Annotated in this window: 18 protein-coding genes; 11 read left to right on the forward strand and 7 right to left on the reverse strand. The window is 63.8% G+C overall.

Annotated elements, in window-relative coordinates; genetic code table 11:
• Window positions 1–116: 116 nt before the first annotated feature.
• Window positions 117–2,000, reverse strand: coding sequence for an ABC transporter ATP-binding protein (locus ACLBKR_RS11295; RefSeq protein ID WP_113487363.1), 1,884 nt, complete (start codon window positions 1,998–2,000; stop codon window positions 117–119).
• Window positions 2,001–2,318: 318 nt separating this feature from the next.
• Between ACLBKR_RS11295 and fucP the strand changes: the two genes are divergently transcribed.
• Window positions 2,319–3,590, forward strand: coding sequence for an L-fucose:H+ symporter permease (fucP, locus tag ACLBKR_RS11300; RefSeq protein WP_414901780.1), 1,272 nt, complete (start codon window positions 2,319–2,321; stop codon window positions 3,588–3,590).
• A gap of 186 nt (window positions 3,591–3,776) precedes the next feature.
• On the opposite strand, the gene ACLBKR_RS11305 is transcribed toward fucP, so the two are convergent.
• Complete coding sequence (locus ACLBKR_RS11305; protein WP_414899323.1) at window positions 3,777–5,633, reverse strand: ABC transporter ATP-binding protein; 1,857 nt, start codon at window positions 5,631–5,633, stop codon at window positions 3,777–3,779.
• A 375-nt stretch (window positions 5,634–6,008) separates the two neighbouring features.
• On the opposite strand from ACLBKR_RS11305, the gene ACLBKR_RS11310 reads away from it, so the two are divergent.
• Together ACLBKR_RS11310 and ACLBKR_RS11315 are read left to right on the forward strand one after the other, a co-directional pair.
• The gene (locus ACLBKR_RS11310) at window positions 6,009–6,464 is read left to right on the forward strand and encodes a tRNA (cytidine(34)-2'-O)-methyltransferase (protein WP_112831020.1); all 456 of its coding nucleotides are present in this window, start codon (window positions 6,009–6,011) and stop codon (window positions 6,462–6,464) included.
• Window positions 6,465–6,680: 216 nt separating this feature from the next.
• The gene (locus ACLBKR_RS11315; RefSeq protein WP_113448369.1) at window positions 6,681–8,039 is read left to right on the forward strand and encodes a cell envelope biogenesis protein OmpA; all 1,359 of its coding nucleotides are present in this window, start codon (window positions 6,681–6,683) and stop codon (window positions 8,037–8,039) included.
• 185 nt (window positions 8,040–8,224) lie between these two features.
• On the opposite strand, the gene ACLBKR_RS11320 is transcribed toward ACLBKR_RS11315, so the two are convergent.
• Complete coding sequence (locus ACLBKR_RS11320; protein ID WP_112831022.1) at window positions 8,225–8,482, reverse strand: hypothetical protein; 258 nt, start codon at window positions 8,480–8,482, stop codon at window positions 8,225–8,227.
• A gap of 164 nt (window positions 8,483–8,646) precedes the next feature.
• Between ACLBKR_RS11320 and hemF the strand changes: the two genes are divergently transcribed.
• The 3 genes from hemF (at window position 8,647) to ACLBKR_RS11335 (ending at window position 10,337) form a co-directional block, all read left to right on the forward strand.
• The gene (hemF, locus tag ACLBKR_RS11325) at window positions 8,647–9,561 is read left to right on the forward strand and encodes an oxygen-dependent coproporphyrinogen oxidase (protein ID WP_112831148.1); all 915 of its coding nucleotides are present in this window, start codon (window positions 8,647–8,649) and stop codon (window positions 9,559–9,561) included.
• 178 nt (window positions 9,562–9,739) lie between these two features.
• Entirely contained in the window at window positions 9,740–10,012 is a 273-nt protein-coding gene (locus ACLBKR_RS11330; RefSeq protein WP_112831023.1) for a hypothetical protein, read from the forward strand.
• A 139-nt stretch (window positions 10,013–10,151) separates the two neighbouring features.
• Complete coding sequence (locus ACLBKR_RS11335) at window positions 10,152–10,337, forward strand: DUF1059 domain-containing protein (RefSeq protein ID WP_112831024.1); 186 nt, start codon at window positions 10,152–10,154, stop codon at window positions 10,335–10,337.
• Window positions 10,338–10,445: 108 nt separating this feature from the next.
• On the opposite strand, the gene ACLBKR_RS11340 is transcribed toward ACLBKR_RS11335, so the two are convergent.
• From ACLBKR_RS11340 to ACLBKR_RS11350, 3 genes are read right to left on the reverse strand one after another with little or no spacing between them, the layout of a single operon-like run.
• Window positions 10,446–11,702, reverse strand: a complete 1,257-nt coding sequence (locus ACLBKR_RS11340; protein ID WP_113448370.1) for a CCA tRNA nucleotidyltransferase — start codon at window positions 11,700–11,702, stop codon at window positions 10,446–10,448.
• Complete coding sequence (locus tag ACLBKR_RS11345) at window positions 11,699–12,349, reverse strand: CoA pyrophosphatase (protein WP_113448371.1); 651 nt, start codon at window positions 12,347–12,349, stop codon at window positions 11,699–11,701. Before ACLBKR_RS11345 ends, ACLBKR_RS11340 begins: the two co-directional genes overlap by 4 nt.
• Complete coding sequence (locus tag ACLBKR_RS11350) at window positions 12,346–12,969, reverse strand: DUF1285 domain-containing protein (protein ID WP_113339185.1); 624 nt, start codon at window positions 12,967–12,969, stop codon at window positions 12,346–12,348. The genes ACLBKR_RS11345 and ACLBKR_RS11350 overlap by 4 nt, the downstream gene beginning before the upstream one ends.
• Window positions 12,970–13,126: 157 nt before the next feature.
• On the opposite strand from ACLBKR_RS11350, the gene ACLBKR_RS11355 reads away from it, so the two are divergent.
• From ACLBKR_RS11355 to ACLBKR_RS11375, 5 genes are read left to right on the forward strand one after another with little or no spacing between them, the layout of a single operon-like run.
• Complete coding sequence (locus ACLBKR_RS11355) at window positions 13,127–14,140, forward strand: AAA family ATPase (protein WP_112831028.1); 1,014 nt, start codon at window positions 13,127–13,129, stop codon at window positions 14,138–14,140.
• A 16-nt stretch (window positions 14,141–14,156) separates the two neighbouring features.
• On the forward strand, window positions 14,157–15,077 hold the full coding sequence (locus tag ACLBKR_RS11360; RefSeq protein ID WP_113448386.1) for a DUF58 domain-containing protein: 921 nt from the start codon (window positions 14,157–14,159) through the stop codon (window positions 15,075–15,077).
• Window positions 15,074–17,875 (forward strand): DUF4159 domain-containing protein, encoded by a 2,802-nt coding sequence (locus tag ACLBKR_RS11365; RefSeq protein ID WP_113448372.1) that lies wholly within the window; start codon window positions 15,074–15,076, stop codon window positions 17,873–17,875. Before ACLBKR_RS11360 ends, ACLBKR_RS11365 begins: the two co-directional genes overlap by 4 nt.
• A gap of 1 nt (window position 17,876) precedes the next feature.
• The gene (locus tag ACLBKR_RS11370) at window positions 17,877–19,949 is read left to right on the forward strand and encodes a hypothetical protein (protein WP_113448373.1); all 2,073 of its coding nucleotides are present in this window, start codon (window positions 17,877–17,879) and stop codon (window positions 19,947–19,949) included.
• Window positions 19,950–19,951: 2 nt separating this feature from the next.
• The gene (locus ACLBKR_RS11375; RefSeq protein WP_113448374.1) at window positions 19,952–20,371 is read left to right on the forward strand and encodes a GNAT family N-acetyltransferase; all 420 of its coding nucleotides are present in this window, start codon (window positions 19,952–19,954) and stop codon (window positions 20,369–20,371) included.
• On the opposite strand, the gene ACLBKR_RS11380 is transcribed toward ACLBKR_RS11375, so the two are convergent.
• Window positions 20,355–20,912: a GNAT family N-acetyltransferase gene (locus ACLBKR_RS11380; RefSeq protein WP_113425045.1), complete on the reverse strand. Its 558-nt coding sequence runs from the start codon at window positions 20,910–20,912 to the stop codon at window positions 20,355–20,357. The genes ACLBKR_RS11375 and ACLBKR_RS11380 overlap by 17 nt on opposite strands.
• Between the last annotated feature and the right edge of the window lie 103 nt (window positions 20,913–21,015).

The following is a 21,015-nucleotide window of genomic DNA, read 5'->3' on the forward strand; positions in this document are numbered from 1 at the left end:
CGTGACCCGACGGGTCCCGGGACGCCGGCAACCCACCCAAGACTGCGATGACGGCGGGAGCGGCCCCTCCCTGCCACCGGGAGGAGCATGGCCTGCATCGGCGGGCTGAAACCGACCTATTCCGCCGCCTTTTCCTCTCCATGCTCATGGACCGCAAGGAAGCCGCCCGACTGGCGCGCCCAGAGCTCGGAATAGAGCCCGCCCCGCTCGACCAGTTCCGCATGCGTCCCCTCCTCGATCACACGCCCCTTGTCGAGCACGATGAGCCTGTCGAGGGCGGCGATGGTGGAGAGCCGATGGGCGATCGCCAGCACGGTCTTACCCTGCATCAGACGGTCGAGATTGGACTGGATCGCCGCTTCGACCTCGGAGTCGAGCGCCGAGGTCGCCTCGTCCAGAACCAGGATCGGCGCATCCTTCAGCATGGCGCGGGCAATGGCGATACGCTGGCGCTGGCCGCCTGACAGCTTGACGCCGCGCTCGCCGACATGGGCGTCGAAACCCCGCCTGCCCCGCATGTCTTCCAGCCTTTCGATGAAATCCAGCGCTTCCGCCCGCTCGGCTGCGCGCAGCAACTGCTCTTCGCTGGCGTCCTCGCGGCCAAACAGGATGTTGTCCCGGATCGACCGATGCAGCAGCGCCGTGTCCTGGGTCACCATGCCGATATGGCTGCGCAGGCTCTCCTGCGTCACCGCGCGGACATCCTGCCCGTCGATCAGGATACGGCCGCCTTCCACGTCGTAGAAGCGCAGGAGCAGGTTGACGAGCGTCGACTTGCCCGCTCCCGAGCGTCCGACGATGCCGACCTTTTCCCCCGGACGAATGGTCAGCGTCAGGTGGTCGATTGCCCCCTTCTGCCGCCCGTAGTGGAACGAGACGTCTTCGAAGCGGATCTCCGGGCCGATTACCTTGAGCGCGGTCGCGTCCGGCCGGTCGACAAGGCCGATCGGCTTCGAAACGAGCTCGGCCGAATTCTGGATCGTGCCGATGTTGCGCATGATGCTGTTGAGCTGGGTCATCATGCGCCCGAGCAGCATGTTGAGACGCAGCACCAGCCCGAGCGTGAAGGCGACGCCGCCGGCCGTGATCGCCCCGGCGAACCAGAGATCGACGGAAACCGCGGCGACCATGGCAATCATGATGCCGGAAAGAATTGCCTGCGAAGCGCGCACACCGGTAATCAGCCGGGCGAACGGTCGCAGCGTGTCCTGGAAGCGGTCGAAGCCCTCACGGATGAAGTGATCGTTCTGATCCTCGCGGCCGAACAGCTTCAGCGTCTGGATATTGCTGAAACTGTCGACCAGCCGGCCGCTGACCATGGAGGCGGCCTCGGCGGACTCCTTTGCATGATAGCGGATGCGCGGCACGAAATAGCGCGCGAGCAGCCCGAAAATCACCACCCAGGCGCCGATGATGACGGCAAGCCGCCAGTCGAGCTGACCGACCAGGGCCATGGTCGAACCGGTATAGATGACCATGAACCAGACGACCTGCAGCAGCGAGGTCAGGAGATCGCCCGTCGCCTGCCCCGCCGACCAGACCTTGGTCACGATGCGACCGGAGAAATCGTTCTGGAAGAAGGAAAGCGACTGGCGCGCCACATGCACATAGGCCTGCCAGCGCACGAGATTGAAGAAGTTGAGAACGATCGCCTGTTCTTCCACCAACGCGCCGATGGTAATGACGAGGAACCGGCCGAAAAGCACGACGAACGCCATTCCGAGCAGTTCCAGACCGTGCGCATCGATGAGACCGCTCCAGCCCGCTTCGCGCGGCACCGTGTCGAGCAGGTCGACGAGGCGCCCGACAAACCAGAACAACCCGGCCTCCAGGATTGCCACCGCACCGCCGAAGGCCGCCATCATGGCGAACGCCCCTTTCGCCTGCGACACATAGAACCAGGCGAAGGCCCATGTTCCCTCGGGCGGCCGCAGGTCGTCCCGCCGCCCGAAGGGATCGATCCAGTTCTCGAAAAGGCGGGTGATGGAGCGGATAATCATGGCGATCCATATAGGAGGTTTCCGCGACGCGGCAAAGGCGCGGCCAGCACAAATGGCTGTGAGTACCCCATCCGCCGCATAGGAACGCCCCGACCGGCCTTCCCGAAGCCCGCCAAAATCATTCAAAGCGCTTGCACAAACAGGTCATTATATTGCATAGCAAAATTTCATCGCGAACGGCTGTCGCTTCCTCCTCCCGGAAACCGCGGCCGTTTCCGCGAAGACGTTTCATCTGCAGCCGACGGAGAGCGGCCCGGCAGGACCGCTCCAGCCGCCGCTTTCCGCCTATCAGGACCCGAAGGTAACAACTTGGCCGGCATTTCCCAATCCTCCACGCCCGTGGCATCCGCATCCGCGGAAAACCAGAGCAGCGGCTATCGCTTTGCGCTCACGGCGCTCACCTCGCTCTTCTTCATGTGGGGCTTCATCACCTGCCTGAACGACATCCTCGTTCCTCATCTGAAGAATGTCTTCTCGCTCAACTATACCCAGTCGATGCTAATCCAGTTCTGCTTCTTCGGCGCCTATTTCCTGGTGTCGCTGCCGGCGGGCGCGATCGTCCGCCGCATCAGCTACAAGGGCGGCATCGTCCTCGGACTGGTGATCGCCGCCATCGGCTGCGCCCTCTTCGTGCCGGCGGCGTCCTATCGCGTCTACGCCCTTTTCCTCGCAGCACTTTTCGTTCTGGCAAGCGGCATCACCCTGCTGCAGGTCGCAGCCAATCCCTACGTCACCGTTCTCGGTCCGCCCGATACCGCGGCGAGCCGCCTGACCATGACGCAAGCCTTCAACTCCCTCGGCACGACGCTTGCTCCGATGTTCGGCGCCTTCCTGATCCTTTCGGCTGCAACCGGCGCCACGGCCGACATGACGCCCGAACAGACGGATGCGCTGCGTATCGCCGAAGCCTCGGCCGTCAAGATGCCCTATATGGCTCTTGCCGCGGCATTCCTCCTGCTCGCCGCCCTCTTCGCCTTGCTGAAGCTTCCGGCAGTCGAGGCGGACGACGACCTCGATCCGATCACCGAGGGCCGCTCGGCGTGGAGCTACCGTCACCTCGTCCTCGGCGCGGTCGGCATCTTCGTCTATGTCGGAGCGGAAGTGAGCATCGGCAGCTTCCTCGTCAACTTCCTCGGGCAACCGCACATCGCCGGCATGCCGGAAGCGGAAGCGGCCCACTACGTCGCCTATTTCTGGGGTGGCGCCATGATCGGCCGCTTCATCGGCTCCATCGCCATGCGCAGCATTGAAGACGGCAAGGCGCTGGCGTTCAACGCGGTGGCCGCAGCGATCCTGCTGTTCGTCACGGTCTTCACGTCCGGTTCGCTCGCCATGTGGGCGGTGCTCGCCATCGGCCTCTTCAACTCGATCATGTTCCCGACCATCTTTTCGCTCGCCCTTTACGGGCTGGGGAAACACACGAGCCAGGGCTCCGGCATTCTCTGCCTCGCCATCGTCGGCGGCGCACTGCTCCCGGTCGCGCAGGGCGCGCTTGCCGATACCATCGGCATCCAGCACGCCTTCCTCATGCCGGTGCTCTGCTATGCCTTCATCGCCTATTACGGCCTGAAAGGACACCGCGCGAGTTGAGACGCGCACCGCCGGGATAATGAAAAGGGCGCGTATCCCCGAGGATACGCGCCTTTTTTCGTTTGGCGGACTGGCGGGTAGCGACCCCGCGCGACAATCGATTTTCCGCTGGCCGGCTTCCATGAAGAGCGAAAACCGCAGGAGAGGGAAAAGCCCTCCCCGCCTTGGCGCAGAGAGGGCTCTGTATCATTCGGCCGCTTCGCTTTCTTCCTCGGATTCGTCCACCAGAAAGCCGCCCGACTGGCGGTTCCAGAGGTCGGCATAGATGCCGCCGCGTGCCACGAGTTCGCCGTGGGTGCCGGTCTCGACGATGTCTCCCTTGTCGAGCACGACCAGCCGGTCCATCTGGGTGAGCGTCGACAGCCGATGGGCAATCGCGATCACCGTCTTGCCTTCCATGAGCGAGAACAGGCTTTCCTGGATTGCCGCCTCAACCTCCGAATCGAGCGCCGACGTCGCCTCGTCGAGGATGAGGATCGGCGCGTTCTTCAGGAAGACGCGGGCGATCGCGATGCGCTGCCGCTGGCCGCCGGAGAGCTTCACCCCGCGCTCGCCGACCTGGGCATCGAGCGCCTTGCGCCCCTGCATGTCGACGAGCCCCTCGATGAAGTCCCAGGCATTCGCCCGCTTCGCCGCCTCGATCACTTCCGCGTCCGTTGCCTGCGGACGTCCGTAGGCGATGTTGTCGCGGATCGAACGATGCAGCAGCGAGGTATCCTGCGTGACGACGCCGACCAGCGAACGAAGGCTTTCCTGCGGCACGGAGGATATATCCTGCCCGTCAATGGTGATCCGTCCCTTCTCGAGATCGTAGAAGCGGAGGAGAAGGTTCATCAACGTCGTCTTGCCGGCACCGGAGCGACCGACGAGGCCGACCTTTTCGCCCGCCTCGATGGTGAGCGAGAAGTCGTTGATGACACCCTTGTCCTTGCCGTAGTGGAAGCGGACGTGATCGTAGACGATCTCACCCTTCGGCACGGCGAGCGGCGTTGCCGCCGGCATGTCGACGATATCGTGCGGCTTGGTCATCATACCCATGCCGTCATATACGGTGCCGATGTTTTCAAAGAGCGCCGACACCTCCCACATGATCCACTGCGACATGCCGTTGATGCGCATCGCAAGGCCAATGGCCACCGCGATCGCGCCGATCGAAACGCTGCCACCGAGCCAGAACCAGATGCTGAGCGCCGAAATGGAAAACAGCACGATGGCATTGTTGACATCGACCAGGATGTTGAGCAGCGTGATCTGCCGCATCTGCCGGTGCACCGTGTCGAGGAAGGCATCCATGCCGTCCTTGGCATAGGCTTCTTCCCGGCCCGCATGCGAAAACAGCTTTACCGTCGCGATGTTGGTGTAGCTGTCGACGATACGGCCCGTCATCATCGAGCGCGCGTCGGCCTGTTCGCTGGAAAGCCTGCGCAGACGCGGCACGAAATAGGAAAGGATCAGGGAATAGACCACGATCCAGACGACCAGCGGCGTAACAAGCCGCCAGTCGGCGGCAAAGACCAGCGCCAGCATCGAGGCGAAGAAACTGATCGCATAGACGAAGACATCGATGATCTTCATCACCGACTCGCGGATTGCCAGTGAGGTCTGCATCACCTTCGTCGAAACGCGGCCGGCGAATTCGTTGGCGAAGAACGTCATCGAATGGCGCAACAGAAAGCGGTGCATCTGCCAGCGGGCGATCATCGGGAAATTGCCGGCCAGCACCTGGTGCATGGTCAGCGAGTGGATGGCCCCGACCAGCGGCAGGCCGACGAGCAGCAGCGCGCCCATCCAGATCAGCCTGGTCTTTTCCGTTTCAAGGAAAGTGGCGCGATCGGCGACCGTCAGCCAATCGACGATATTGCCGAGAAACTGGTAGAGGAACACCTCCCCGACAGCGATCAGCATCGAGCACAGCCCGAGCAGCAGCAGCCAGGGGGCGGCCGGTTTAGTATAATACCAACAGAAAGCGACAAGTCCCTTGGGCGGCAGCGCGGGCGCGTCCGACGGATAGGGGTTGAGGCGGCTTTCGAACCACGCAAACATGAATATGCTCCGGCAATCTGGCGCCCGGCATCTGACGATCACAATCGATCGCGCCTGGGCGGAAATCGGGATAAAGAGGCCGCGATGCGGCCGCACGATGACTTAAATGGGTAGTTTGGGGAGAAAGGGCGAGCGCGTCGCCGTCACGCAGCCAGCAGATAATGCGGCACCGGGAAGCGCATCGCGTCAAATTCAACCATCGAGGCCTCCCTGTTGCGTATCGAAGATAGCGATGTTCTAGCGGCGATGGCGTGGATTGAAAAGGGGCTTATGCCGCAATGGCGCGTTTTGACATCGGGATGTTGCCCGAAGACAACAAGATCCGGCAATGCCGGGGACTTGAGACCGGGGCCGGCATTGGCCTATTGAGAAGCCATGACAGCGCTCCGCATCGCCCTCTATCAACCCGACATTCCAGGCAACACCGGCACGATCCTCAGGCTGGCCGCCTGCCTCGGCCTCGGTGTCGATATCATCGAGCCGGCGGGTTTCGACATCTCCGACCGCAACCTGAAACGCGCCGGCATGGACTATCTGGCAAGCGTTGCGCTCACCCGTCACGTCAACTGGAGCCGGTTCGAGACCTGGCGGCAATCGGCTGGCCGGCGCCTCGTGCTTGCCTCCACCAAAGCCGCCGAGCGCTACACCGATTTCACCTACCGCGCGGACGACATCCTGCTTTTCGGCCGGGAGAGCGCCGGTGTGCCGGATAGCGTGCACGAAGCGGCGGATGCCCGCATCGTCATTCCGATGGTCGCGGGACAGCGCTCCATCAACCTCGCAATGTCAGTTGCAATGGTCACCGGCGAGGCACTGCGGCAAACCTCCTGAGCGACGGTGGCCCCTTCGCGACCGCGAAAATGCGCCAAATCGACATCCGTCAAGGACATGTCTTCAAAATCCGTTAGGCTCCGCATGTTCGCAAGGAGATACGGAAACGGCTGCTGTTGCATCCGTGGCCTGCAGGGGCGCAAACTGTATTCGCGCATTTGCTAATTCTACCGAAAGACGATATGTTGCGACGCAGCAAAAACCGGGAGATGATCGATGTTCGAGACCGCATTCGCCCTGAGTTTGACCCACTTCGCGAGATCGCTGAGCTTTCCGGAACGCCTGCAGCGCCGACCCGGCCGCAACGCGGCGCTTGAGCCCTGGCGTCTGCGCAACGCCAATCTCGACGCATTCTTCTATGATGTGAAGGCGCTGACCGCCGAAGAAACCTTCTACATCAGCGATGTGATCGCGGCCGAGGGCCTCATCATGATCGTCCCGCCGACGGGCGCCGGCATGCTGACGCTCTGCGACACTGTCGAAGAATATCTGGTGCGTGGCGGCAGAAATGTGCATGCACTGACGGTTGCCGGCGTCGGCGGTTCGGCCATCGGTGCTGCCGCCTTCGCCCGCAATGTCGCCGATGCGATCGGCGAGCCGGTCGCGGCGGTCGTTTCCGGCTATGGCCTTGGCGACATCATAAACGAGGCGGTGGGTGGCGCCTTCTTCTTCGGATGGCTGGGCCATATGCGCAACGACCTCGAAGCGATCGACGACATCGTCGGCCGCCCTCAGCTCGGCGCCTATCAGGACCGCCATGTCCGGGAACTCAAGCCCAATGGCAGCTGCCTCGACGCCGATACGGTGAAGAGCCTGCTGGCGAACCCCGAGCTTTCCTTCCACCTGCTGGCAGGCCACTCCCGCGGCAACCGTGTGCTGTCGGAAGCCCTATACGCCCTGAAACTCGAAAACCCCAAGCGCCTCAAGGCATTGGCCGGCGGTCTTCGCGTCGTCACCTTCGGCAGCCGCATCACCATGCCGCCGGATTGCCGCAATGTCGTCGATGTGATCGGCGACCTCGACTGGTTCGGCGAGATCAACTCCCGCCCGCTGATCGATACGGATATCCGTATCCCCTATGCCGGCCACTCGACCAATACAGGCTTTCCGGGGGCCCTTTCGGTCACGAACATCCTGAAGGAGATCATCGCCCACAGCCTGCCGGCGGTGATCGAGGAAAAAGGCCAGCTCCTGGAGGAGAAGGCACTGCCCGCCGAAGCAGCGCCGGCGATTGCCGCCATCTCGGCAGAACCGGCACCGCCAACCGCCGTCGCCAGCGAGGAACCGGTGATCGAGCCGGCAGCGCCAATGCCCGCAGACCCTGAGCCGGCGGAAGCGGCATCCGTGCAAGAGCCCTCTCCGGAGGTCTTGGAAGCCACGCTCAGCCAACCGGAAACCATTGCCGTCGAGACGGCACCGGACACGCTTGAGGCGACCGAGCCCGTTCCGGCTGAAGAACTTGCGAGGGCACCCGTCGTCGTGGAACCGGAGACGAAGGCGAAGACTGCCCCCACGCCGAAACCTTCGCGCCCGACAGCGGGCCGGCGCAACGGGCCGAAGGGTGGCCGCAGGTAGCGCAGCTTAACCGCTGGCAGGCTTGCCGGCATGCGCGACGTTCTCCTCGGCCTTTTTTTGGGGGCAGCATGGCCTGTCAAGCCACCGGTTGTCTCGAGATGCCTTCGACGAGAGGAACCCGCTTTTGCAGAGGCCGGTTACGGCAAGCCCCCCGGCCGGGACTGACGTGAGGCGAAGGAGGATGCTCAGTCGGCGGAGGGAAGCCGCCGCATGGTGAATTCGATGCGGTCGCCCTCGAGCTGGCGCCAGCTTTCGACCTCGGTCCAGTACGCGGCCTTGGGAAAGGCGTCGAACCATTCGCGCGCCTTCGCCCGCGCTTCCTCCCGCGACAGGCAGAACGTCTCGCGCACAAAATCGGCGCCGCGCCGGGCCTTGGCCTTGCGGTGTTCGGCAATGCGTTTCTTCAAGCCGTCGAGCGGCGGAGGACCGGGTATTCTCGTCATGAAAACCTCGCTTCCACGAAGATAATGGCCGGCCAGGGCTTTTGCGAGTCGATTTTCGGGGGAGGATCGCGCGCCTTTCTGGTCGCGCCGGAATTGACCTGATAAGCGAAAACCGGATGTTGTGACGAGTCGCCGCGCCAATGCACGCCGCGACGGGGGAACTGATGGAAAGACCCGATCTGCCGAGAGGCCTGCCGAACGATATCGGCGAGAAGATGCAAACCGCCCGCGCCTGGTTCGAAAGCCTGCGCGATACGATCTGCACCTCCTTCGAACTGCTGGAACAGGAACTGACCGGCCCGCTCTCCGACCAGCCGCCCGGCCGCTTCACCGGCAAGGACTGGCTTCGCGACGGAGGTGCCGGCGGCGGCGGTCGCATGTCGATGATGGAAGGCCGGGTCTTCGAGAAGGTCGGCGTGCATACCTCGACCGTCTATGGCGAATTTTCCCCCGAGTTCCGCAAGACCATGCCGGGCGCCGAGGAAGACCCGCGCTTCTGGGCATCGGGCATTTCGCTCATCGCGCATCCCGTCAATCCGAATGTCCCAGCCGTGCACATGAACACCCGCATGGTCGTCACCACCAGCCAGTGGTTCGGCGGCGGGGCCGACCTGACGCCCGTCCTCGACCGCCGCCGCACCCAGGAAGATCCCGACAGCCGCCTCTTCCACCGGGCGATGGAAATCACCTGCGGCCGCCATTCCGCCGTCGCCGACTATGCGGCCTACAAGGCCTGGTGCGACGAATACTTCTTCCTCAAGCATCGCAACGAACCGCGCGGCATCGGTGGCATTTTCTTCGACTGGCTGCATTCCCCCGAGGAGCGCGGCGGCTGGGCCGCCGATTTCGCCTTCGTGCAGGATGTCGGCCGGGCCTTCAACCTCGTCTACCCGAAGATCGTGCGCGGCAATTTCAATCAACCCTGGACGGAGGAGGAACGCGACGAACAGCTCGTCCGGCGCGGGCGCTATGTCGAATTCAACCTTCTCTACGATCGTGGAACCATCTTCGGCTTGAAGACGGGCGGAAACGTCGAATCGATCCTCTCCTCCCTGCCGCCGGTGGTGCGGTGGCCCTGAAACCGGCGGTTTGTGCCTGAAAATTGCACAAATGCGTGCCGAAATGGACCTCTGGCGCTGCCGGTCTTTGCCGAATATCAAGATGATCGCGGAATTGTGACCTGCGACATCAAATTGGATTTGGAATAGTAACATCGCGTGTTATCGTTCTCCCCGGTTCTTTTGGAGGAGAATTGCTATGCCTGACCAAAGCAGCGTTTCAGTCCCCCCGCATGCAGCAACCGACCGCGCGCTCGAAGCGCCGGAATTCATCGATCGCCTGGCCGAGGAACTTCGCGCTTCAAGCGACGTCGACCTTCCCCACGCCTATTTCGTTGAACAGATCAAGCTCGGCCTGGCAGGCCGCGAACTGACCGATGTCGAAGCGGCCAACGACGTCGAGGGTTATACCCGCCCGCCTCACACACGGGTGGCGGCTTCCGTTTTCAATTGCTGGGCCATGCCCGAATAAAGCTGCGGCTCGCCGGCACACCGGTCATGAACGCGCCTTTTCCGGCACCGCAGCCGCGGTGCCGGCTCACGCGATTGGGAATTTCCGAATATTGTGATATACTCTGCGCTGTTGAACCCAGTCGAAGAGGAGTTGCGCTATGAAGCATTTTGAATGCGGTTCACTGGTTCCGGGTTGCAACTGGCATACCCGCGCCAAGGAGGAAGCGGAAGTGGTTCATCGTGCCGTTGAGCACATGCGCACCGCGCATGGAGAAACCGTCATCCGCGAAAACATGGTCGACAACATCAAGGCCCGCATTACCGACGAAGCCGACGCGGCTTGATGGCGGCGTCGGTCGGCGCCAACCACAAAAACCAGACCTTTCAACAGTTTGGTACCCAAAGCTGAATCAGGTGACGAGCAACCTGAATCGGTTTGTCAGCGACTTGAATCAGGACTTGAGGATCTCCGGAAGCCGGGCGAGAAGCTTCTCCCGGTCCATGGAGAAACTGGAGGATATCCATTCGTCCTCGAGCTTGCGCAGCGCCTCGCCGACCTTCGGGCCGGCGTCGGCGCCTGCGGCCATCACATCGCCGCCGGTCAGCGGAAAGCGCGGCCGCTCGTATTTCTGCGCCCTGCCGAGCAGGACGGAAAGCCGCCCGGCCCGTGCCATGCTCTTCGGATTCCCCTCGACATTGCTCCTGGCTGCGGCAAGTTCCAGCTTGACGACAGCGATGATCCCTTCCGTCCCGAAACGATAGAGGTCACGGTCGAACACCGCATCCGTCACGCTATCGCCCGGCTTCGGCGCAAGCGCGAAACGTTCGAGATAGGCTGCTTCGGCCTTCGACAGACGCAGCCTTTCGGACAGCGTCGCAAGCCGCTGGACATCCTTCGGCACGATCGCCGCAAGGCGCAATAACGCCTCCGGCTTCCAGCCGAGCGCCTGCTCCGCAGCAATCAGGCCCGGGATCGCATCGATCCCCCATTTCTCGGTTTCCGGCAGGATTTCCGTCAGCACACCCGACTGACGCATCCAGAGAAGCGCCCGACCGGGATCTGTTGCGACCAGCAGCTTCTTCATCTCGGACCATACCCGTTCCGCAGACAGGGTCTTGAGCCGGTCCCGTGCCCGCGCGCAGGCCTTCAGCCCCGCCGCATCCGGTCGCCCCCCGCCATAATGGGCGAAGAAACGGAAGAACCTGAGAACGCGCAGGTAATCCTCGGCAATCCGGGTGTCCGCGTCGCCAATGAAGCGCACGGTTTTCGTCTCGATATCCGCAAGACCGCCGACAAGGTCGATCACCTCGCCGCGTTCATCGACATAAAGGGCGTTGATCGTCAGGTCGCGGCGTTCGGCATCCACCTGCCAATCCGTCCCGAACGCGACTTGTGCCCGTCGTCCGTCGGTCTCGACGTCGCGCCGGAGCGTCGTCACCTCGAAGCCGGTGCCGTCGATCACCAGCGTCACCGTGCCGTGCTCGATACCGGTCGGCACCGCCTTGATACCGGCCGCCTTCGCGCGCTCGACCACGACCTCGGGCACCAGCGTCGTCGCAAGGTCGATATCTCCGACCGGCAGGCCCATCAGGCTGTTGCGCACCGCACCGCCGACCACCCTGACCTCCCCGCCGTCGGCGTGCAGCAGCGCGAAAAGCCTTGTCAGCGCAGGATCGCGGAACCAGGCTTCCGACGAGAGATTGGTCATGCATAAAGCCTTTCGTAAAGCGTCCGGATGATGCCGGCGGTAATGCCCCAGATATAGCGCTCGCCATAGGGCATCACATAGAAATGTCTGACGATCCCCTGCCAGGCCTTGCTGTCGCGCCGGTGGTTGGCGGGGTCCATCAGGAAGGAAAGCGGGACTTCGAACACATCCTCCACCTCGTTCGGATTGGGGGTGATGGTAAAGCCCCGCTGCACCACCGAAAGAACCGGAATGATGCGAAAGCCGGTCCCCGAGAGATATTGCGGCAGCCGCCCGACCGTCTCGACAAAGGAAGGCGAAAGTCCGATCTCCTCCTCCGCCTCGCGAAGGGCGGCAATCTCCGGCGACGTGTCGTCCTCGTCAATGCCGCCACCCGGAAAGGCGATTTGTCCGGCATGCTTGCGCAGCTTCGTCGTCCGCTGGGTGAGGATCACCTTGGCGCCATCCGCATCGTCCACCACGGGCACGAGCACGGCCGCGTCCTTGAGCTTCAACCCCTCGTTCTCGAGAACCGTCTGCGGATTGAGGAGGTGGTCGCCGTGGTCGCGCCAGGCATGTTCGATCGGCGCGCCGATCTGGTTCAGCGCCCGGAGCCTGAAATCTTGCGCGGAAAAAAGGCCAGGGGTCACGGAGGTTCGGGCGATCATCGGGACAACCGATCCAGCTCTTCGGCCGGCATGACCGGAAAGACGGCACCGCCGGAGCGAAGGCAGAACATGTCCCGGTCGTCTACGAGCAGGATCTCGCCGAGCTCGACGAGATCATACATCACGGCCCGCGAAACCAGCGCTTCGAGCCGCCCCCGCACATGCAGATAGGGCTTCAATTCCTGGTTTTCGCCGGCGATCGCGAACCGCAGCGGATGGGCCGCACCGGCCTCCACCACATCGCCGACATTGGTACGGAAAACCAGCACCGGCTCATCGTCGCGGACGTCCACGCTCATCTCGACGGCGACAAAGGGCGCGTCCTCGACGCGGATGCCGACCTTTTCCACAGGCGTGACGAGATAGGTTTTCCCATCCGCGTCCTTGCGCAGGACGGTCGAAAAAAGCCGCACCAGCGGTGCCCGGCCAATCGGCGTTCCCATGTAGAACCATGTGCCGTCCGCCCGGATTTCCATGTCGATATCGCCGCAAAACGGCGGTTCCCAACGTTCGACGGGGGGAAGCCCGCCCTTTCCGCCGGCGGTCTGCTCGCCGGCACGGGCGATCAGCGCGGCTAGTCCAGCCGCATCCGTCGTCGCTTTCAGCGTATCGCCTGCCATCTTTGCGTCCCGGTTTGTCTCTAATCCATTCGCAGTCACGAGATAGTCATTTGAAACGCGCTTGTCAGCCGCCCGATCGGGAATAAGTTAGTTCTAAAAGTGACGGATGCGTATGAGGCGCGATTCGTCAGAGTGGCCGCATGAGATGGAGAAGACCATGGGAATGATGCCTGTGCCGGATGCCCCCCTCGACGAGAAGGCCATCATTGCAGCCGCCGAAAAGGCGTTGGCCGATATTGCCGCCATTCGCGGCGAAGTGTCCAAGGTGATCTTCGGCCAGGAAAAAGTGGTCGAAAACACGCTTTTGGCGATCCTTTCCGGCGGCCATGCGCTGCTTGTCGGCGTACCGGGCCTCGCCAAGACGAAGCTCGTCACCACGCTCGGCACCGTCCTCGGGCTCGATGCCAACCGTATCCAGTTCACGCCCGACCTGATGCCGTCAGACATTCTGGGCACTGAGGTCATGGATCAGGATGAAAACGGTCGCCGCTCCTTCCGTTTCGTCAAGGGTCCGGTCTTCGCCCAGCTCCTGATGGCCGACGAAATCAACCGCGCCAGCCCGCGCACCCAGTCGGCGCTGCTTCAGTCGATGCAGGAATATCATGTCACCATCGCCGGTCAGGCCTACGATCTTCCCTCGCCGTTCCATGTGCTCGCGACCCAGAACCCGCTGGAACAGGAAGGCACCTATCCGCTGCCCGAAGCCCAGCTCGACCGCTTCCTGCTGCAGGTCGACGTCGGCTATCCGGAGCTTGCCGCCGAACGCCAGATCCTGCTCGAGACCACCGGCCTTTCCGAGGCGCGCGCTACCAGCGTCGTAACAGCCGAACGGCTGATCGAGATCCAGAGGCTTATCCGCCAGATGCCGGTTTCGGAAGGCGTGGTGGATGCGATCCTCTCGCTCGTTCGCGCTGCCCGTCCGGGCCAGGGCTATGCGGAAACCGACAAGAACGTTGCCTGGGGTCCCGGCCCGCGCGCCGGCCAGGCGCTCATGCTCTGCGCCCGCGCCCGCGCGCTTTACGAGGGCCGTCTTGCGCCATCGCTCGATGACATCCATGCGCTTGCCGAACCGGTGCTCGAACATCGCATGGCGCTCACTTTCGCGGCGCGCGCGGAAGGCATGTCGGTGCGCGACGTGATCGCCGGTCTCGTCAGCCGGGCGCACGGCTGAGAAAGGCAAGGTGCTCGTGGCAAGCATTGGCCAGATCGTCGATCAGACCCCGAGCAGCGAAGCGCTGAGCCGCGCCCGTCAGCGCGCCATCCTCGTGCCCGACTGCATGGTCGAGGCCCGCCGTATCGCCAACACCGTGATCGCCGGCTGGCACGGCCGTCGAAAGCGCGGCATCGGCGAGAATTTCTGGCAGTTCCGCCCTTATTCCGAGGGCGAGAGCTTCGCACGCATCGACTGGCGGCGCTCGGCCCGGGACGACCACACCTACATCCGCGATCATGAATGGCAGGCCGCCCATACCATATGGCTGTGGGCCGACATGTCGCCCTCGATGATGTACAAGTCGACGCTTGCTTCCGTTTCCAAGGAAAGCCGGGCGCTGGTGCTGATGCTGGCGCTTGCCGAAATCCTTGCCCGGTCTGGCGAGCGCATCGGATGCCCCGGTGTGATGGAGCCGGTTTCGGCCCGCAATGCCGCCGAGCGGCTCGCCACGGCTCTTGTGCATGCACCGCCGACCAGCGGCCTGCCGGATACCGGCATGATCCGCGGCATGAGCGATATCGTGCTGATCGGCGATTTTCTCGACGATGCGGATCGCATCATGGAGCGTATCGCTCCGCTCGCCCGCCGCGGCCTGCGCGGCCATGTGGTCGAGATCGCCGACCCCGCCGAGGAAAGCTTCCCCTATACCGGACGCACCGAATTCACCGACCCGGAAACTGGCGAAAAACTCACGTCCGGCCGCGCCGAAAGCCTGCGCGAGGACTATCGCCGGGCCTATCTCGCCCGTCGTGACAATCTCGGCGAGGCGCTGCGCCGCATGGGATGGAGCTTCGTGTCCCACCGCACCGACCGGCTGGCGTCGGAGGCGCTGATCGCCGTGCACATGTATCTTTCGGGCACCCCGCCGCGCGTCAGCAGGAGCAATGCTTCATGAGCGCATTGCCGATCGTTTTCGCCGCCCCCGCCGTCCTGATTGCCCTTGCCGCGCTGCCGCTGATCTGGTGGCTGCTCAAGCTCACCCCGCCGCGTCCGAAGGCCGAGGTTTTCCCGCCGCTCAAGATTCTCGCCGGCGTGCTGAAGCGCGAGGAAACCCCGTCCAAAAGCCCGTGGTGGCTCACCCTGCTGCGCATGGCGATCGCCGCCCTTGCCATCCTCGCGCTTGCCGATCCGGTGGTGAACCCGCGCAACGCCTCCCTGTCCGGCGATGGTCCCCTTGTTCTGGTGATCGACAACGGCTGGTCGACCTCCACGGACTGGGACCGCCGGATGGCGACCGCCGAAGCCTTGATCGGAGATGCCTCCGACAGCAGCCTGCCGGTTTCCCTCGTATTCACCGCCGATCCAAGCCACGACGCCATACCCGTTGCCGCCAGCACCGCTTTGGAAAGACTGCGCGCCGCCGAGCCCAGGCCTTTGCGGCCCGACCGCGAGCGCGCTATCGGCGCGCTCCGGACAGCCCTTCAATCGACGAGGCCCGGCACGCTCGTCTTTCTCTCGGACGGTCTCTCCTCTCGCGAAAACGAAACCACCATGGCCGACCTCGCCGCTCTTTCGCCCCACCGGTTCAGGCTGGCCGAGGGCGACGGAAAAGCCGCCGTTGCAATCACCGATGCGACAAACGGCGCCAACGCACTGGAAGTCACCCTGTCGAGACTGGCCACGAACAGTCCCGCCAGCGTGAACATCGAGGCTCAGGACCGCCAGGGCCGTGTGATCGCCTCCGGCATGGCCAACTTCCGCAGCGGAGAAAACGTGACGAAGGCAGCGGTGAACGCGCCGTTCGAACTCCGCAACGATTTTACCCGGCTTTCGATTGTCGGCCTAGGTACTGCCGGCGCGACCCATCTGCTGGACGACGGCTTCCGACGCCGCCGCGTCGCACTGATTTCAGGCGAGGCCGGCGACGAATTCCAGCCGCTGCTCTCGCCGCTCTATTACATCGAGCGGGCGCTCGCGCCCTACGCCGATCTGATGAAGCCGGACGTCACGGATCTCGCGGTCTCGATCCCGGAATTCCTCTCGCGCAATCCTTCCGTCATCGTGCTTGCCGATGTCGGACGCCTGCCGGCCGAAGTCTACGATCCGCTGCAACGCTGGATCTCGCGCGGCGGAACGCTGATCCGCTTTGCCGGACCGCGTCTCGCCGCAACCCCTGCGGGCGACCCCCTGCTTCCCGTCATCCTGCGCCAGGGCGAGCGTTCGCTCGGCGGCGCCCTGTCCTGGGCGGAACCGCAGCCGCTTGCGGATTTCCCCCGCTTCGGCCCGTTCGCCGGCATGGCGCGGCCGCAGGATATCCTCGTCAAGCGACAGGTGCTCGCCGAGCCCACGCCAGATCTTGCGGAACGCACCTGGGCGAGCCTCGCCGACGGAACGCCACTCGTCACCGTCCGCGAAAACGGCGCAGGCCGCATCGTGCTCTTTCATATCAGCGCGGAAGCCACCTGGTCCGACCTGCCCATCTCCGGCCATTTCGTCGAAATGCTGCGGCGGCTCATTCAGCTCTCCCGCGTCGGCACCGTCGCCGAGGGCAGCGACGCAACGGCCCCGGCATTGCCCCCTTACCGGCTGCTCACGGCGACCGGCGCCATGACCACCGAGGCCGCAAGCGCGCGTCCCTTGAGCCTTGGCAATGACCGGCCCCAGGCTGCGACCTTCGACAATCCGCCGGGGCTCTACGGCACCGAAGACGGCTTCGTCGCCCTGAACCTTCTGCCGCCCGGCAGCGAACTGGACCCGCTTCCGCAGGACGCCGGCTTGGCAGTGACGCGCGAACCCCTTGCTGGCTCGGCCGCAAGACCGCTGAAACCGGCGCTTCTGTCCATAGCCTTCCTCCTGTTGGTGCTGGACAGCATCGTCGTACTCTTCATGAATGGCGTTTTCGCCCGCCTACCCCGCCGTACCGCCGCAACCGGCGCGATGATTGCGCTGGCCGCCCTGCTGGCGCTTCCTGACGACCTGCACGCCGCCGACGCGAAACCGGGCGACGAACTGATCCTCGAGCGGCTCGACAACACGCATCTCGCCTATGTCATCACGGGCGAGCCGGAAATCGACCGTATCTCGGAACGGGGCCTGATCGGCCTCACGGATTTCCTCACCTACCGGACGACACTCGAACCCGCGCCTCCTGTCGGCCTCGACATATCCAAGGACGAGTTGTCCTTTTATCCGATCATCTTCTGGCCGGTATCAGCCACGGCCCCCATGCCCTCGGCCGCAGCGATCAGTCGCATCGACGCCTATATGCGCGCCGGCGGCACCGTGCTCTTCGATACCCGCGATCAGATTTCCTCCCTCGGCAACGATGCGGGCCCCAGCGCCAATGGCGAGCGGCTGCAGGCAATTCTTGCCAATATCGACATCCCGCCGCTGGAGCCTGTTCCCTCCGATCACGTCCTGGCGCGGTCGTTCTATCTGTTGAGCAATTTTCCCGGCCGCTATACCGGCAGCCCCCTCTGGGTCGAGGCGAGACAGGAAGCCAAGACGAGCAGCAGCGGCCTTGCCTCCCTGGGCGACGGCGTCTCCCCGATCCTGATTACCGGCAACGACCTGCTGGCGGCCTGGGCGATGGATGACAACGGCGCTCCCCTGATGCCGACGGTCCCGCCGGACGAGATGCAGCGGGAAATGTCCTACCGCGCCGGCGTCAACATCATGATGTACATGCTGACCGGCAACTACAAGGCCGATCAGGTGCACATTCCCGACCTCCTCGAACGGTTGGGCCAATGACATGACGATCCAGTTTGCCCCTTTCCTTCCATGGCTCGCGCTCCTCGCCCTTGCGGTGCTGGCCGTGCTGCTTTTTGCGGCCGGCCTGATGAAACGGGTGCGCGGCACGGTGCTGCGCTTCGTCGCTTCCGCAGCGGTGCTGGCGGCCCTCGCCAACCCGTTGCTGCTGCAGGAAGAGCGCGAACCGCTGAGCACCATCGTCCCCGTTATCGTCGACCGCAGCCAGAGCCAGGAGGCCCCCGGCCGCACCGCCATGACCGACGACGCGCTGAAGGCCCTGACCGACCGCCTCTCGCGTTTTGCCCGCATCGAACCGCGCATCGTCGAGGTGAAGAGCCCACCCACGAATGACTCTCCCTCGACCCGGCTCTTCGAGGCGCTGGCATCATCGATCAACGACGTTCCTCCGGCTCGCATCGGCGGTGCGATCATGCTGACAGACGGGCAGGTTCACGACATTCCGGGCCCGGGGCAGTCGCTGGGCTTCAACGCTCCCCTGCACGCACTGATTACCGGCAGGGCCGACGAGTTCGACCGCCGTATCGAGGTACGCCAGGCCCCGCGCTTCGGCATCGTCGGCGATCCGCAGGAGTTGACCTTCCGCGTTTTCGACGAAGGCCGCAAGACTGAGGCGCCGGCGGACGTGACCGTTCTGATGAACGGCGAGGAGATAGCAAGGCTCAACGTCATTCCCGGCGTCGACACCCCGCTCGCCTTCAAGGTGCCGCGCGGCGGCACCAACGTGATCGAATTCGATGTTGCCGGCGCGCCCGGTGAAGTCACCGACATCAACAACAAGGCCATCCATCTGATCGAGGGCATCCGCGAGAACCTCAGGGTGCTGCTCGTATCCGGCGAGCCCCATGCCGGCGAGCGCGCCTGGCGAAATCTCCTGAAGTCGGATGCCTCCGTCGATCTGGTCCACTTCACCATTTTGCGTCCGCCGGAAAAACAGGACGGAACCCCGATCAACGAATTGTCGCTGATTACCTTCCCGACCCGCGAGCTGTTCGTCGAGAAGATCAACGATTTCGATCTCATCATTTTCGACCGCTATCAGGATCGCAAGAACGTCCTGCCGATCCTCTACTATGACTATATCGCCGAATACGTGAAGCGCGGCGGCGCCCTGCTGATCGCGGCCGGACCCGAACTGGCAGGCGTGGATTCGATCGCGCTGACCCCGCTCTCCTCCGTCATTCCCGCTGTCCCTACCGGCGAGATGCACGAGGCCGCCTTCTATCCTCGCCTTTCCGAAAAGGGCGAGCGCCATCCGGTGACCCGCGGCCTCGACGGTTCCATGACGGAGCCTCCGGCATGGGGGCGCTGGTTCCGCAGCATCGAGGTGGCAAGGCCCGACGGGGAAACCGTCATGACGGCCGACGGCGGTCGCCCGCTGCTGGTGCTCAACCGCTCCGGCGAAGGCCGCGTCGCCATGCTGCTGTCCGACCAGGGCTGGCTCTGGGCGCGCGGTTTCGAAGGCGGAGGCCCGCATGTCTCCCTCTACCGGCGCATCGCCCACTGGCTGATGAAGGAACCGGAACTGGAGGAGGAATCGCTCAAGGCGCGCGCCATCGGCCGCACGCTGGAAGTGACGCGGCAGACCATTGGTGACAAGCCGGGCCCCGCGACCATCCGTTCGCCCTCGGGCAAGACCGAAACGCTCGACCTCACGGAGACCGTCCCCGGTCTCTATCGTGGCGAACGCCGGATGGATGAAATCGGCCTCTTCACCGTCAGCAACGGCGATTTTTCGACGCTGGTGCATGTCGGCGCGGTCGACTCGCCGGAATTCAAGGCGATGATTTCGACGACCGAGACACTTGCCCCCGTCGCCGCGGGCACCAGGGGAATGGTGGCTCGCCTCGACAACGGCAATGGCGGTATCCGCGTGCCCGATATCGTCCCCGTCAGCAGCGAGGTGCGTGTTTCCGACAACCGGCGCATGCTCATCCGGCTGACCGACGAAACCGTCCTCAAAGGCGTGAACACGCTGCCGCTATTTGCGGGCTTTGCCGGCCTTGCGGTCCTGCTCTTCGCCATATCCGCCATGTGGTGGCGCGAGGGACGATAAGCATGCATCTCGAACTCGAAGTCCTGGATACCGCCCCCGACGAGGATCGCGCCGTCATTCGCAAGGGGATTCTCGACTACAACGACGCGATGCTCGGCCCGACGGACCGGAAAGGCATTTTCATTCCGCTGAGGGATGCCGAAGGGCGCATCGAGGGCGGCCTCGTCGGCTATACCGGCCGGGGCTGGCTCTATACCGAACTGCTATTCGTGCCGGAGCACCTGCGCGGTCGAGGTCTTGCCGGAAAGCTGCTGGAGCGGGCGGAGCAGGAGGCGCGGGACCGCGGCTGCATCGGCGCCTACATCGATACCATCAACCCGCAGGCCCGACGTGCCTATCAACGGCAGGGCTACGAAATCTGCGGAAAGATCGAGAACTTCACCGGAGACTACGCCATCACCTGGCTCACGAAGCGATTTTGAGCGCTTCCGTCTCGGTTTCGCTCGCGGCCTCTTTCCACTGGCACTCCCGCCAGGCGATGACGCCCTTAAGCCGCTCGTGCACATCGGCGGCAATCGGTACCACCAGCACCCGCGCGGGGTCGACCGGACCGGGAAAATCGAGCGCCTTCCAGGCAACTTTCTCAAAACCCAGCGGCATGTAATACGGCGGGTCGCCGATGAGGATCACAGCTTCCGAACCCTTCCGCCGGGCCGCCTCGATGGCGATGCGCACCAGCTCGCGGCCGATCCCCATGTTCTTGTGCGAGGGCCGGACCGCAAGCGGACCGAGCAGATGGCCATGAACGCCGCCGGCGATGACCGGCGTCATCCGTACGGACGCGATCGTCTCACCATCGTCGGCGCAGATGAAGGAAAGCGACCGGTCGTGCGGCCCCTGCTCCCGGATGCGGGCGGCAGCGCGCGTGAACCGGCCGGGACCGAAGGCTTCTTCGTTGATGAGTTCGATAACGGCGTCGTGCGACGCATCCTCAGTGAGGTAGACGAGGTCGTGATTTTTCATGAAATGACCGAAACCAGCAGAACAGACGTAGATATGGGTTCTCGTTAACGCCAGGGGCGTTCGGGAAGCATCAACGTCGTCGCAGGGTCCGTGGTGCGGTCAT

The organism is Paenirhizobium cremeum, from assembly GCF_047553425.1.
Taxonomy (GTDB): domain Bacteria; phylum Pseudomonadota; class Alphaproteobacteria; order Rhizobiales; family Rhizobiaceae; genus Allorhizobium; species Allorhizobium cremeum.

What these genes read in the sequence shown, in the direction of transcription:
- ACLBKR_RS11380 (WP_113425045.1), bottom strand. Translation starts at nt 20,912, where the DNA reads ATGAAAAATCACGACCTCGTCTACCTCACTGAGGATGCGTCGCACGAC.
- ACLBKR_RS11335 (WP_112831024.1), top strand. Translation starts at nt 10,152, where the DNA reads ATGAAGCATTTTGAATGCGGTTCACTGGTTCCGGGTTGCAACTGGCAT.
- ACLBKR_RS11345 (WP_113448371.1), bottom strand. Translation starts at nt 12,349, where the DNA reads ATGATCGCCCGAACCTCCGTGACCCCTGGCCTTTTTTCCGCGCAAGAT.
- ACLBKR_RS11315 (WP_113448369.1), top strand. Translation starts at nt 6,681, where the DNA reads ATGTTCGAGACCGCATTCGCCCTGAGTTTGACCCACTTCGCGAGATCG.
- ACLBKR_RS11295 (WP_113487363.1), bottom strand. Translation starts at nt 2,000, where the DNA reads ATGATTATCCGCTCCATCACCCGCCTTTTCGAGAACTGGATCGATCCC.
- hemF (WP_112831148.1), top strand. Translation starts at nt 8,647, where the DNA reads ATGGAAAGACCCGATCTGCCGAGAGGCCTGCCGAACGATATCGGCGAG.
- ACLBKR_RS11365 (WP_113448372.1), top strand. Translation starts at nt 15,074, where the DNA reads ATGAGCGCATTGCCGATCGTTTTCGCCGCCCCCGCCGTCCTGATTGCC.
- ACLBKR_RS11340 (WP_113448370.1), bottom strand. Translation starts at nt 11,702, where the DNA reads ATGACCAATCTCTCGTCGGAAGCCTGGTTCCGCGATCCTGCGCTGACA.
- ACLBKR_RS11330 (WP_112831023.1), top strand. Translation starts at nt 9,740, where the DNA reads ATGCCTGACCAAAGCAGCGTTTCAGTCCCCCCGCATGCAGCAACCGAC.
- ACLBKR_RS11375 (WP_113448374.1), top strand. Translation starts at nt 19,952, where the DNA reads ATGCATCTCGAACTCGAAGTCCTGGATACCGCCCCCGACGAGGATCGC.
- ACLBKR_RS11355 (WP_112831028.1), top strand. Translation starts at nt 13,127, where the DNA reads ATGGGAATGATGCCTGTGCCGGATGCCCCCCTCGACGAGAAGGCCATC.
- ACLBKR_RS11305 (WP_414899323.1), bottom strand. Translation starts at nt 5,633, where the DNA reads ATGTTTGCGTGGTTCGAAAGCCGCCTCAACCCCTATCCGTCGGACGCG.
- ACLBKR_RS11320 (WP_112831022.1), bottom strand. Translation starts at nt 8,482, where the DNA reads ATGACGAGAATACCCGGTCCTCCGCCGCTCGACGGCTTGAAGAAACGC.
- ACLBKR_RS11350 (WP_113339185.1), bottom strand. Translation starts at nt 12,969, where the DNA reads ATGGCAGGCGATACGCTGAAAGCGACGACGGATGCGGCTGGACTAGCC.
- ACLBKR_RS11310 (WP_112831020.1), top strand. Translation starts at nt 6,009, where the DNA reads ATGACAGCGCTCCGCATCGCCCTCTATCAACCCGACATTCCAGGCAAC.
- ACLBKR_RS11370 (WP_113448373.1), top strand. Translation starts at nt 17,877, where the DNA reads ATGACGATCCAGTTTGCCCCTTTCCTTCCATGGCTCGCGCTCCTCGCC.